This is a genomic window from Alcaligenes endophyticus, from assembly GCF_026344035.1.
Taxonomy (GTDB): Bacteria; Pseudomonadota; Gammaproteobacteria; order Burkholderiales; family Burkholderiaceae_B; genus Alcaligenes; species Alcaligenes endophyticus.
On sequence record NZ_JAPKND010000002.1, the window covers coordinates 216,304 to 228,172 of the forward strand.

Sequence of the window (11,869 nt, forward strand, 5' to 3'; positions counted from 1 at the left end):
CTTATAGGTCTTAACAGTAGGCAGTGTTGACTCATACGCGAGTGTGGCAAGTTTTTCCCTTATTTAAGATTACGCAAAGCGCGCTGACAAATACGGTATGTGGCAGGGGGCGGTTCACCTTGTAACCATTGCGCGCACAGTTTACGTACCCAAGCGGGTTGATCCTTAGCAGCATCGTTAAGCCAGTTGGCGACAGAGTCTTGGACATACTTGGATGGATCGGCTCTTAGGGGCGATAGGATGGGCAGTGCTAGTTCCGGGTCTTGTTTGAGCGTGCGGATGTGAGCGCACCACACGCCACGAGGGCGTAGGGCTTCGCTAGCAAAGCGTCGCAAACGCTCGGAAGGCGAAGTCGTCCAGGCGGCTAAAAGGCTGATGGCTGTATCTAGCTCTTTTATCAGGTACGGGCGTACTCCTAACCAGGCCCATTCGCGCACGCCGAAATGCGCGTCGTCGGCTAAGGGTTGAATCGCGGCCAGCCGCGCAGAAAGATCTAATCCTGATTGTGATCCGATCATGAAACAGGCCCAGCCGCGCACCGTGTCCGAGTGATGGGCGCTGCAAGTGTCGATGCCCGCTGCGCCTAGCTCATCTAGCAATATGGCTCCTATTCCCGTCATTCTTTTGAGAATGCCGAATTGTGAGGCGGTTTCGGCCGCCGTTTGTGCCGCTGATGACAACGAGGGAAATACGGTGCGTAACAGTTGAGTTTGATCCAGTGCCAGTATTTCAGTGAGAGTAGCGCTTTGTAGTTCGCCATTGGATAGAGCTTGCAACACATCGGCTGGAATATCGGCGGCCCGGCTGGCGCCTTTACGGGGTTCGTTTTTATTCATTGGACTGCCTTTTGGCGAGAAGTGCTTAGGTTACCGGATACCTTGTTGGACAAGGTGCTTAGTTGTTGGCTTGTTAGCACCTTATAATATGGTGGCCAATTATATGCGTATTGTCTGCGAGAACATCGAGTTTCATTCAGTGGTTAGCATCGCCACTACATGGCGTAAGCAATAAGTGAGTACACTGCTACTACCTAATGAATACACCCGTTATCTTTATGATCTTTTTTCCATTAGAAGCTGTAGCAACATGACGGCTCTATTTCATCCACGCAACCGTCATCAAGGTCGTTACGATTTTGACGCGCTCATCGACGCTACACCCGACCTAGCCGCTTTTGTTTTTTTGAACCCTTACGGCAATCAAAGCATCAACTTTGCTGATGCCAAGGCTGTCAAAACGCTAAACCGCGCCTTGTTGAAGTCCTTCTACGGCATCGAACAATGGGATATTCCTGCGAACTATCTCTGTCCGCCTATTCCAGGTAGAGCCGATTACGTGCATTATCTGGCCGATCTGTTGGCCAGTAGCAATGCGCAAATCATTCCCCGAGGTGCTGCTGTACGTGTCCTTGATATTGGTGTGGGTGCCAATGCTATTTACCCATTAATTGGTCATGCGGAATATGGGTGGCAATTTCTGGGGTCGGATATCGACGCGATGGCACTGAACTCTGCACGCACTATTATTCACGCTAATTCTGGTTTGGCTACTGCTATCAAACTGCGTCAGCAGAAATCGCCGCAGCGCATTTTTCAAGGCTTACTTAGCGCTAACGATTATTTTGATCTGACACTGTGTAATCCTCCCTTTCATGCGTCGCAGGACGAGGCCTTACGTGGCACCCAACGTAAATGGCGTGGTTTAGGCAAGGCGGCACCCAAACAGGCCGTTTCTGCACTTAATTTTGGTGGGCAAAACACTGAGCTGTGGTGCGAGGGGGGCGAAGCGCTTTTTATACGCCGCATGATAGAAGAAAGTACAACGGTAAGCCATCAAGTGCTTTGGTTCAGCACCTTGGTATCCAAAGCCTCTACCTTGCCCAGCGTGTTGTCTGCCTTAAAAAAGGCCAACGCCTTTAAGGTGAAAACCGTGGAAATGACGCAAGGGCAAAAGCAAAGTCGCTTCGTCGCTTGGACATATCTTGACGTCGCGGAACAAAAAGCTTGGCGCAACGAGCGTTGGAGATAGTTGGGGCAGATTACGCCCGAGTAAGCGCGAGTCTTGTATCAAAGAGTTGGGCTGAGCGTACGAAAATCATTCTCTTTCAGTAAAACCACTTTGCCGTCAAAGCATATACGATGCAACCCGTCTAACCCAGGGATGTCAGAGGCACCTAGATAGCGTCCAATCTGTTCATAGAGAGAGTGGTCGCGATTCACCACGCTCACTTCAGCGCCCAAACGCAAAATAGACTCAGTCATAGCAAAATCATTAAGAGGAATTGACTTGATATTATGGCAATGATTGATTCTCTGTGCCAGTGTCATGAGTTGGCTTTGAGTGCCAAAGAGCAGGTGGTTCTGGCTGCTTACTAGAGTATTTTGCGTATAAAAGAAGGCAATTGCTAATTGATTTCCCTAGTATTGCGCACAAACTAAAGATTTTGTGCGCTGTAGAGGAAGCGTTTTGTTGTAAGGAGCTGTAGGGCTGACTAGAATGAACTCACTATAAATAAGAAAGAAACATAAAAGTAGTGAGCCAAGGCCTTTTGTATACCTTGCTTGGCCATCTTATCTGAGGAGGTAATCATGAGCTTGCATTATACAACGGTTAATGAGCAGCCAGAAAATCGTAAACTTTATTGGAATCAAGCTGTTACGAATACGTACTTTCCTTTAAGTTTACGTTTCAATACGGACAGTCAATTTTCAGGCGCGCTTGATGCGTGGGACTTAGGCCAAGTCTCATTGTCTCGTCTTGACTCCAGTGCTGTGTTGTATCAGAGAAAGGACGAGCATTTACGCCAGGAAAGTAATGAAAGCTATTTGATCACTATTCCTGATATTCAGACCATTTGTTTTAGTCAAAATAATAAGGAGGTAAGCTGTAAACCTGGTTCATTTATTTTACAGCGTAGCCATGTTCCTTATAAGTTAAGTTATTCAGATGCTAATCGTCTATGGGTATTAAAAATACCAGCCTCTTTACTTGGTACGCGTATTAGTTTTCCTGAAAATTTAGTTACTTTAGCGTTTGATGCTGAAGCGGGCGCGGGTGAGTTGATGGCACAGATGGTACGTATGGTATCAGACCGTCTCACGAGTTTATCTTTTGATGCCCGTCAAACTATAGGTTTACATTTGGTTGATTTACTCGCTTTAGCTGTAGCAGGATCGTCACCAGGGCCATCACAACTAACTTCTGTTCAAGCAGCTCATTTATGTCGCGCAGATAAATATATTAGAGATCACGTTAAACAAGTGATACGACCTCAGGATATTGCAGACGCTTGTGGGATTTCTTTGCGTTATTTACATATGCTTTTTAGATCAAGAGGTGGGTCAGTAAGCAGCACAATTCAAGAGCAAAGACTGGTATTGGCTGATGCCGTAATACAGCACGATAAAACCAATAGAAGTATTGCGGAAATTGCATATGAATGGGGATTCACTAGTCCTGCTACGTTTAGCCAGAAGTACAGACAGCGTTTTGGCTGTGCCCCAAGTGAGGCTAAGGCGAAATATCGTGATCGGGTATTACGCAGTAATCAAATTTAGGGTTCTTTAGTTATTGATGGTATTACGTGAGTTTTTAGAGATTCACTTGCTAAGTTAATAATATAAACAACTGTTGGTAAATTTATTTCCTTTTTTAATAATTAGGAGATAGGGGCGTGTTTGTCATTTTCACGGAGGAGTAGTTAGTTATGAGACATATAAGAGTTGCAGTGGATGTAGGTGGTACATTCACAGATATTTGTATTCTGGATGAAATAACAGGACATATTTCCATTGATAAAACCTCAACTACTGTCAGTCCTATCGATGGGATTTTGAATGCTGTGGACAAAATTGGGGTAAATCTTCACGAGGTATCTTTATTTACTCATGGCACAACCGTAGCTACAAATGCGTTAATTACACGTCGTTTACCCCGTACAGCCATGGTTTGTACCGAAGGGTTTAGAGATGTCATTGAGATTCGTCGTGCTAATAAAGAAGACCTCTGGGATATGTATAAAGATGTGGCGCCGCCGCATGTTAAACGTCGAGACCGTCTCGCTGTTGAGGAGCGTATTGATGCCGAAGGCAATGTGGTAATACCACTCAATAAGGAGAAGGCACGCGAAGTAGCTCGGATATTGAAACGACGAGAAGTCAAAGCAATTGCTGTTTGTTTTATGAACTCTTACATCAATCAAAAAAATGAGTGTGAGATGCGTGACATCTTGCTAGAGGAGATGCCCGATGTAGCGGTCTCATTATCTTCCGAGGTCATGCCCGAAATTTTTGAACATGAACGTTTTTCCACCACCGTCATTAATGCGGCGTTAAGTCCTGTAGTAGTCAGTTATACCAAGCATTTAGGGCGCGAGTTAAAGTCGCGTGGCTATAACAGTGATTTGCTTTTGTTGCACAGTGGTGGTGGGGTGATGACTACAGATGCAGTCGAGCATTTCTCCGCGCGCTTAGCAGGCTCGGGTATTGCCGCGGGGGCCATAGCAAGCCGTCATATTGCGATGCTGTGTGGTTTTAAAAATGCCATCGGTCTTGATATGGGAGGCACTTCTACTGACATTTCTTTGGCCTATGAGGGGCAATCTCGGATAACGAATGATTGGTATATTGAGTTTGGATATCCTATTCGGTTTCCCAGTATCGAAGTGCTTACCATCGGTGCTGGTGGTGGTTCTTTAGCTTGGCAGGATGAGGCGGGCTCATTGCGTAATGGCCCTCAGTCTGCTGGTGCAGTTCCTGGCCCGGCTTGTTATGGCAACGGTAGCTTAGAGCCTACAAATACTGATGCAAATGTGGTGCTTGGGCGTTTGGGCACTTGTTTGGCAGGTGGGCAAGTGACTTTGCAGCCAGAGCTTTCATGGCAAGCAATTAAAAATACGGTGGCTGATCCCTTTGGTTTAGAGGTGCATGAGGCCGCACAGGCAATTATTGATGTGGCAAATGCCAATATGGCGGACGCGGTTCGTTTGCTCTCAATTAGCCGCGGCTATGATCCACGTGATTTCGCTCTGGTTTCTTTCGGGGGCGCGGGTGCTTTACATGGGGTTGAAGTCGCCCGTGAACTCGCTATTCCAGCCGTAATTGTGCCGGCTAACCCTGGTGTAGCGTCTGCTTTAGGGTGTTTGTTGGTAAATATTCAGCACGATTTTTCGGAAAGTTACATTAAGGAGGCTGAAAACGTCGATGTGAAGGAATTGGAAAGAGAGTTTTCACGCCTAGAAAAAATGGCTATTGAGCATTTAGAGCATGAGGGTGTCGCGGCAGATAAGATCGTGTTGGAGCGCACTATTGACATGATGTATCAAGGACAGTGGCGCGCATTAGCAATTCCTGCACCTCGTCCCGTTGGTGATCTCACGCAATTGATCGAGATCTTTCATAAAGAGCACTTACGTGAATATAACTACAATCGTGATGACGCGCCGGTCAGTGTATTTCGACTTAATTTAAAGGCGATAGGTTTAGTTAATAAAGTAGAGCTCCCTACATATGAGCCAACAGATGTTATTCCTGAGCCTATTTGCAGGCGATCCGTGTGGTTCTCTGGCGTAGGCGAGGTGGATGCTCCGGTGTATAAGCGAACCGATTTGCCTGTTGGTTTCGTATTGCAGGGCCCCGCTGTAATCGAGCAATTAGACTCAACAGTAGTGGTGCCTCCTACGAGTGAGGCTGAAATTGACCTTTATCTCAATATTATTATTCGTTTATAAAAGGGCGCATCATGAATACAGAAACAGCTCATTTACCAAGCCAATTAGATCCTGTTACCTTCGAGGTCTTAAAAAACTCGTTCATTACGAGTGTTGATCAAATGGCTGAACAAATATTAAGAACTTGCTATTCGTTTGTGATTTACAACCGTGACTTTTCTAGTGGTCTGCACGATGCGCAAGGTAACTCTGTGGCACAAGGCAATCAAGATATTGCTGTTCACGTAGGAACGTTGCATTTCACTTGTAAAGCAGTGATAGCAGCCTTTGAAAACGATATTCATCCAGGTGATGTGTATGCCATTAATGATCCTTACGCGGGCGGAACACATTTTAATGATGTAAGGCTTATTCGCCCCATTTTTATGGGAGATCAACTGATCGGCTTTAGTCAGTCCAATGGGCATTGGTCTGATGTGGGCGGTAGTGTGCCAGGCTCCTTCGATGTCACCGCGCGCGAGATGTTTAAAGAGGGTTTGCGTATCACTCCTGTGCGGCTTTTTTCTAAAGGTGTTTTTTGTAAAGATATTGCTCATTTAATTGCGTCAAATACCCGTGACCCCGCTTCGATTATTGGTGATATTCATTCACAGTCTCAAGCAACTCAAGTGTGTGAACGAGAAATAATACGTCTTTGTGAAAAATACGGAGTGGATACGGTGTTAGAGGGTATGAGTGCGGTACAAGATTACGTAGAGCGCGCCGCCCGTCAGCGCATTCAAGCACTACCGGATGGGGTGTGGGAAACTCAAGATTTCATAGATAGGGACCCCATGTCGGGCGAAGGCTTAATCCCCATTCGTGTGAAACTTACCATTGAAGGTGACAAGGTCAGCTATGACTTTAGCGGTAGTCATCCCACCATAGGGTCTATCTATAACTCAGCGTTTGGTTCAACCTTCTCAGCAGTTGCTGCGGGCATGAAAACATTTTTTCCCGATTTACCTTTAAATAGCGGGTTTTATCGTGTATTTGATGTGATAGCGCCCGAAAATAGCATTGTTAATGCAAGCTGGCCCGTAGCGGTTACTGGATTTTTAATGCCGTTCGAAAAAATCATGAATGCTATTTATGAAATTTGGTCGCAAGTCATGCCAGAACGTGCCACAGCATGTGCTTTTAATCTTGAATATTTATTAGCAGGTGGCAAAGATAAACGTCATAGCAGTAAACCGACTTTTATGTTCTATGACTGGTTGCCTGGCGGATGGGGCGGGCGCAATGGTAAAGACGGTAGTAACGTCACTACTGCCTCGTTTGGTGTAGGTTTAATGTCGCAGCCGGTTGAAGGCCAAGAGCGGGCGAACCCCGTGTTAACCACCGAGTTCCAAATACTTACTGATTCCGCTGGCCCAGGTAAGTGGCGAGGAGGCGTAGGAGTAGTAAAAACATCTATTATTGGTCAAGCTGAAGATCCGGTGATTTCTTATATTTGTGATCGTGAGAGAGCTATTGTGTGGGGGGTTAACGGGGGCCTTCCTTCTATGCCACATGGTTTAACACTAACTAGAAAAGAGACAGGCAAACGAGAGTGGCTTGGGTCTGTATTTTCAGACGTAGCGTTAGATCAGGGTGATATGTTTAGTCGGCCTACTGCGGGCGGTGGTGGTTTTGGTGATCCATTAGAACGCGACCCTGAAATGGTGCTCGAAGACGTTATCGATGAATATGTATCTATTGCTCGTGCTGCCAAAGATTATGGTGTGGTTGTGGTGGCGTTGGATCCTGAGATTTGCAAGTATCACATAGATTTGGAAGCTACCGAGGCTTTACGTCAAGAGATTCGCAGCAAGCGTAAAAGCTGGATCCGTCGAGATCCTAGCGAGGTATCTGAACAATACAAGCAAGGAGAAATTGATCAATTAGATGTCGTGCGTCGTTACGGGGTAATCTTGGATTGGGGTAGTGGTGATCTCTTACCTAAAACTACACGCCAATTTCGTGAAATGCTTGAGCTACGTACTGTCAGTAATTGGTAGCGCTTTTATTGGTGGCATCTAGATCGTAGGGTAGATCCAGTCAGCGCGGAAAATATTTCTCCAAAAGCTTGAGGCCGCTTAACCGTGTTAACGGCCGACCAGCCAGGGAGTTACTGGTCTAGAACGGCAGCAGGAGGCTGCGCCCGTTTGCAGGCTATCACCACGGGGCTGGTGTTTGGGTGGATCTTTTACTTTGCGAAGTTTGCGCACGCTACACTATTAGCATGAACGAACATTCCACACCAAATTTGACGGTCAACGAGGACGAAGTGGTTTTTACTGCTATCCGTTCGCAAGGCGCTGGAGGGCAAAATGTAAACAAAGTATCTAGCGCAGTGCACTTACGATTTGATATTACGGCATCCTCGTTACCAGAACTGGTTAAAGCACGATTGCTTACTTTGAGTGATCATCGGGTCACGAGTGCAGGTGAAATCGTGATTAAGGCTCAGAATAGTCGACGACAAGAACAGAATAAAATAGACGCATTAGCTCGACTTCAAGCCTTGATTGATAGTGTTGCCACTGTTCCTAAAACGCGTAAACCGACGCGGCCGACACTGGGCTCCAAACGACGCAGATTAGAACAAAAAACCGCACGCGCACAAATCAAGCAGTTTCGATCACGTATCAAACATCCCTGACTTTTTGATTACAGTCGTTATTTTGGAGGATTGGCAGCACGCCTATGCCCGGAGACGGTTTGGGGTAACGGGTCTTTCTTATAAGTATTGTCGGTAGAAGTATCAAATAGCGTGGCCATTTGGCCTTGGATTAACCATACAGTATCCCGATTCAGTGCTACTTCAAGCTGAGCTTTGCCATCTTGGCTAATAAATAGTTGGATTGGTTGATCAATCATCTGGGTTGTCCCTAGGTGTATCTAGTTCAAGCCGTCATTATGTATTCGAAATAGCCTTCGTTGGCAGAATGGGCTACCAATTATCGTCTTATCTTATATTTATAGGATAAAAACCTCTATCAGATTGTGGTGCGTAGCTTTATCTCAGTTTATGCGGCAGCCTTTATTGGGCGTAAAGGCTTATATAAAGTCCGGTGCTAGTTGATGTTTCGTCACAATAGTTAAAGTGTGCAAGGCGCTACAGTTAGGCTCTGTCGTTTACGTAATATATTCTGCGTAAACGTGTTCATATACAAATAATTACTGCTATGAACTGAGCACTTTTTAGCACACGAATTAGCTCATGGCGGAGAGCATTTTATATCTCTGATGAGGTAGAGTGCATTCACCTATTTGTATGTATGAAGCAAGAGTTTAGGCCTTCTTGTGGTGTGTTCTTTGTTTGACTAGGGGCCAGAGGATTATGATGCCACCAACACTGTGTTTTTTGAGATTGTACAAAACTTGGTGTGACAATAAACACTCTTTAATATTAACTAGTTATTGATTTATCTTGATGTAAGTGTTTTCATTGACTTTCAATTAAGCGTAGTGTTTTGGGATATTAGCGGGAAGCGCGTGGCATTGAAGCTGGCCCAGACAATCAGAGTGATTAATATCTTTTCCAACCCAGGCCGGATGGCTGGTGGTGGAAGATTTCATCGAGGCAGCCGCCCGAAAAGCAAGTTCCCCCGATGTGGCCAACCGCCAGCGGGCGATCTGATGGAGGGTACTGGCGGCGTACGTGGCATCTACTATTTTCATGATGATGCCATGCCCCTTTACCTTCTGACGCTGTTCGCCAAGGGTGATAAGGTCAATCTCAGTCAGGCTGAGCGCAACGAATTGGCAGGTTTGGTAGATCTGTTGGTACAGATTTGGAAAGGATAATGATTATGAGCAAAGCATTCGACAACATCAAACAAGGCCTGCAGGAAGCAATTGATCACGCGCGTGGAAAAGAGATCGGTGTCAAGGTGCATCGGCCTCGGTCCGTGGATGTAAAGGTCGTGCGGGCCAAGGTCGGCATGACGCAAGAGCAGTTTGCGGCGCGGTTTGGTTTTTCCACGGCCACGCTACGACACTGGGAACGAGGCGACAGGACGCCACGCGGTCCGGCGCTAGTCCTTTTGAACGTGATTGAGCGTAATCCAGATGCGGTGATCGAAGCGCTTGAGTGAATGCCAGGAGCATTAAATGAATATCAACACTGAAATTCGCCATACAACAAAGGCAGGAAGTAATATATTCCTCGAACTGGGCTTTCCGCCTGAAGAGGCAAAACGGCTGCAGGCCGAATCCAAGCAACAAATAAATGATACACAGTTGTTCAAAGAGCAGTTGATGGCTGAGCTGGCTTTGTGGATGGAAGAGAACCACCTGAAGCAGGCCGAGGCAGCCGAGATTCTGATAGTGCCGCGTCCCCGAGTTTCAGATGTTGTGAACAAAAAAACGAGTAAGTTCACGATTGATGCTCTGGTGGGTATGCTGAGCCGCATTGGTAGGCCTGTGACGCTTTCAGTGAGCTAGACCGAACAAACGGGGGGTGTGTGTATTGCGCCCAGAGCACTGAAGGGGTCAAGAGCATGAGCGAATGTCGGCTCAAGCATACGCGGCAAGGCAATCAGTTGATGTGGCTGTATTTGAGCGTGCCCAAGTGCCAGTGTCGCGCAAGTGAGCGTTATTTTCGGCTCCCTTTAGCGGTATTGGCCCACGTTATCGCAGCACGGAAGCCTTTTAGTTAGAGGTATTTGAGGCGCATGATGGCGGCGTAATTTTCCCAGTACACTCTTGGTTAGAGCCTATTGTGCGCATTTGGCTAACTATTCATCTAATGGCATGTTTAGGTCAAAGCCAGACTTAGAAAGCAAAAGAGCCGACATGAAGTCGGCTCTAAGTACTTGATACTACTAAGTAATTCTGGTGGCGCATCCCTGATTCGAACAGGGGACCTGCGGATTATGATTCCGTCGCTCTAACCTGCTGAGCTAATGCGCCGTAAAGAATATGATTATAGCAAGGTTTTTTGTCTTGGCAAGTGGTTTTTGTGATTTATTTGAAGTTTATTCGTATTTGGACGTGTTTTTTGGCGCTGGAGTGGGGTTAGAGGGAGTCTTGGAGGTCTTTGGCGGTTTTTATGCTGGAGTGTAGGGGGAGGTTGACGGCGTTTTTGGTGGCGATGACTTCGGCCATGATGCTGACGGCGATTTCGGCTGGGGTTTTGCTGTTGATGTAGATGCCAATAGGGCTTCTTAGGGCAGCAAGGGTTTCCTCAGTTTGCTCTAGGAAGTCGATCATTCGTTGACGGCGTGCTGCGCTGTTGCGTCTGGAGCCTATGGCGCCAACGTAAAAAGCGGGGGAGTGTAGGGCTTCGAGTAGGGCCATGTCGTCAAGTTTTGGGTCGTGCGTCAGAGCAATGATGCAGGAGCGGGGGTCGGGGTTGAAGGCGAGTACTTCGTCGTCGGGCATGCCTTTGACCAGTTTTGCTTTGTCTACTGACCATGTTTGGTTGTATTGATGTCTGGGGTCGCAAACGGTGACGTCGAAACCATTAAACAGTGCCATGGTGGCTAAGTATTCGCTTAACTGTCCGGCGCCGATTAGCAGCATACGGTATTTGGGGCCAAACCCGATATGCAGCCATTCGCCATCAAAGTAAAGGGGTTCAGGCTTTACGGTTCTTTGTAGCTGTACGAGGCCGTTGTGTATGTTTAGGGACCGTAGCATGAGCTTGCCACTATCGAGTTCGTGGGTAAGCTGAGCGAGTAGGGTGGGGTCGGGGTTATATTCTAATAACAGTTCAATCGTGCCGCCACAGGGCAAACCAAAGCGGTGGGCTTCCTCTGTGGTGACGCCATACGTGCGTATTTCCGGTGTCGCGTCTGCTTTAGCAGCCACTGCACCGGTTTGGCTATATTGCCTGATCAGGTCATCTTCTATACAGCCGCCCGAGACTGAGCCAATCACGCGGCCATCGTCTCGAATAGCCATCATGGCACCCACCGGGCGTGGCGAGGAGCCCCAAGTGCGCAGCACGGTGACTAATATAGCGTTGTGCTGTGCGCGCCAATTCAGTAATTCCCTTAGTACTAATAAATCAATATTTTCCATTATGGTGGGACTTGTTACGCTTGGGATGATGAAGAGATAGTTTGGAGTAGCAGGCTAAGCATAGCACTCGTCTCACTCTACTACACCTCGTTTTTATCATTATGAGTGTAGTCATACGAAACGACCAAGATCCATGGCCTGGCATAAGGT

General features: G+C 46.9%; 12 protein-coding genes and 1 tRNA gene. 8 read left to right on the forward strand and 5 right to left on the reverse strand.

Annotation, left to right across the window (positions count from 1 at the left end; translation table 11 throughout):
• Nucleotides 1-59 precede the first annotated feature (59 nt).
• Nucleotides 60-836, reverse strand: coding sequence for a DNA alkylation repair protein (locus OSH01_RS05385; RefSeq protein WP_266123053.1), 777 nt, complete (start codon nt 834-836; stop codon nt 60-62).
• A gap of 250 nt (nt 837-1,086) precedes the next feature.
• Here OSH01_RS05385 and rlmF point away from each other — a divergent pair, with 250 nt between their 5' ends.
• Nucleotides 1,087-2,028, forward strand: a complete 942-nt coding sequence (gene rlmF / locus OSH01_RS05390; RefSeq protein ID WP_266123054.1) for a 23S rRNA (adenine(1618)-N(6))-methyltransferase RlmF — start codon at nt 1,087-1,089, stop codon at nt 2,026-2,028.
• Nucleotides 2,029-2,066: 38 nt separating this feature from the next.
• On the opposite strand, the gene OSH01_RS05395 is transcribed toward rlmF, so the two are convergent.
• Nucleotides 2,067-2,261, reverse strand: coding sequence for a hypothetical protein (locus OSH01_RS05395; protein WP_266123055.1), 195 nt, complete (start codon nt 2,259-2,261; stop codon nt 2,067-2,069).
• Between the two features lie 327 nt (nt 2,262-2,588).
• On the opposite strand from OSH01_RS05395, the gene OSH01_RS05400 reads away from it, so the two are divergent.
• The 4 genes from OSH01_RS05400 (at nt 2,589) to arfB (ending at nt 8,351) form a co-directional block, all read left to right on the forward strand.
• The gene (locus OSH01_RS05400) at nt 2,589-3,557 is read left to right on the forward strand and encodes an AraC-like ligand-binding domain-containing protein (RefSeq protein ID WP_266123056.1); all 969 of its coding nucleotides are present in this window, start codon (nt 2,589-2,591) and stop codon (nt 3,555-3,557) included.
• Nucleotides 3,558-3,706: 149 nt separating this feature from the next.
• Nucleotides 3,707-5,728, forward strand: a complete 2,022-nt coding sequence (locus OSH01_RS05405; RefSeq protein ID WP_266123057.1) for a hydantoinase/oxoprolinase family protein — start codon at nt 3,707-3,709, stop codon at nt 5,726-5,728.
• A gap of 11 nt (nt 5,729-5,739) precedes the next feature.
• Nucleotides 5,740-7,707: a hydantoinase B/oxoprolinase family protein gene (locus OSH01_RS05410; RefSeq protein WP_266123058.1), complete on the forward strand. Its 1,968-nt coding sequence runs from the start codon at nt 5,740-5,742 to the stop codon at nt 7,705-7,707.
• A 224-nt stretch (nt 7,708-7,931) separates the two neighbouring features.
• A complete protein-coding gene (gene arfB, locus OSH01_RS05415; RefSeq protein WP_266123059.1) occupies nt 7,932-8,351 on the forward strand; it encodes an alternative ribosome rescue aminoacyl-tRNA hydrolase ArfB in 420 nt (139 codons plus the stop codon).
• A gap of 17 nt (nt 8,352-8,368) precedes the next feature.
• Here the strand turns inward: arfB and OSH01_RS05420 are convergent, their stop codons facing one another.
• Nucleotides 8,369-8,569, reverse strand: a complete 201-nt coding sequence (locus OSH01_RS05420) for a hypothetical protein (protein WP_266123060.1) — start codon at nt 8,567-8,569, stop codon at nt 8,369-8,371.
• A gap of 543 nt (nt 8,570-9,112) precedes the next feature.
• Between OSH01_RS05420 and OSH01_RS05425 the strand changes: the two genes are divergently transcribed.
• From OSH01_RS05425 to OSH01_RS05435, 3 genes are read left to right on the forward strand one after another with little or no spacing between them, the layout of a single operon-like run.
• Nucleotides 9,113-9,499, forward strand: a complete 387-nt coding sequence (locus OSH01_RS05425; RefSeq protein WP_266123061.1) for a hypothetical protein — start codon at nt 9,113-9,115, stop codon at nt 9,497-9,499.
• Between the two features lie 5 nt (nt 9,500-9,504).
• Nucleotides 9,505-9,789 carry a helix-turn-helix domain-containing protein gene (locus tag OSH01_RS05430; RefSeq protein WP_266123062.1) on the forward strand — a complete coding sequence of 95 codons (285 nt, stop codon included), beginning with the start codon at nt 9,505-9,507 and terminating at the stop codon, nt 9,787-9,789.
• 16 nt (nt 9,790-9,805) lie between these two features.
• Nucleotides 9,806-10,138, forward strand: coding sequence for a helix-turn-helix domain-containing protein (locus tag OSH01_RS05435; protein ID WP_266123063.1), 333 nt, complete (start codon nt 9,806-9,808; stop codon nt 10,136-10,138).
• 391 nt (nt 10,139-10,529) lie between these two features.
• Here the strand turns inward: OSH01_RS05435 and OSH01_RS05440 are convergent.
• Both OSH01_RS05440 and OSH01_RS05445 read right to left on the reverse strand, forming a co-directional pair.
• A tRNA-Met gene (locus OSH01_RS05440) sits at nt 10,530-10,606 on the reverse strand.
• A gap of 105 nt (nt 10,607-10,711) precedes the next feature.
• Nucleotides 10,712-11,719, reverse strand: coding sequence for an XdhC family protein (locus OSH01_RS05445; protein ID WP_266123064.1), 1,008 nt, complete (start codon nt 11,717-11,719; stop codon nt 10,712-10,714).
• Nucleotides 11,720-11,869: the final 150 nt, after the last annotated feature.

Coding starts and splice junctions, on each gene's coding strand:
- OSH01_RS05410 (WP_266123058.1), top strand. CDS start 5,740: ATGAATACAGAAACAGCTCATTTACCAAGCCAATTAGATCCTGTTACC.
- arfB (WP_266123059.1), top strand. CDS start 7,932: ATGAACGAACATTCCACACCAAATTTGACGGTCAACGAGGACGAAGTG.
- OSH01_RS05445 (WP_266123064.1), bottom strand. CDS start 11,719: ATGGAAAATATTGATTTATTAGTACTAAGGGAATTACTGAATTGGCGC.
- OSH01_RS05435 (WP_266123063.1), top strand. CDS start 9,806: ATGAATATCAACACTGAAATTCGCCATACAACAAAGGCAGGAAGTAAT.
- OSH01_RS05405 (WP_266123057.1), top strand. CDS start 3,707: ATGAGACATATAAGAGTTGCAGTGGATGTAGGTGGTACATTCACAGAT.
- rlmF (WP_266123054.1), top strand. CDS start 1,087: ATGACGGCTCTATTTCATCCACGCAACCGTCATCAAGGTCGTTACGAT.
- OSH01_RS05395 (WP_266123055.1), bottom strand. CDS start 2,261: ATGACTGAGTCTATTTTGCGTTTGGGCGCTGAAGTGAGCGTGGTGAAT.
- OSH01_RS05385 (WP_266123053.1), bottom strand. CDS start 836: ATGAATAAAAACGAACCCCGTAAAGGCGCCAGCCGGGCCGCCGATATT.
- OSH01_RS05420 (WP_266123060.1), bottom strand. CDS start 8,569: ATGATTGATCAACCAATCCAACTATTTATTAGCCAAGATGGCAAAGCT.
- OSH01_RS05430 (WP_266123062.1), top strand. CDS start 9,505: ATGAGCAAAGCATTCGACAACATCAAACAAGGCCTGCAGGAAGCAATT.
- OSH01_RS05400 (WP_266123056.1), top strand. CDS start 2,589: ATGAGCTTGCATTATACAACGGTTAATGAGCAGCCAGAAAATCGTAAA.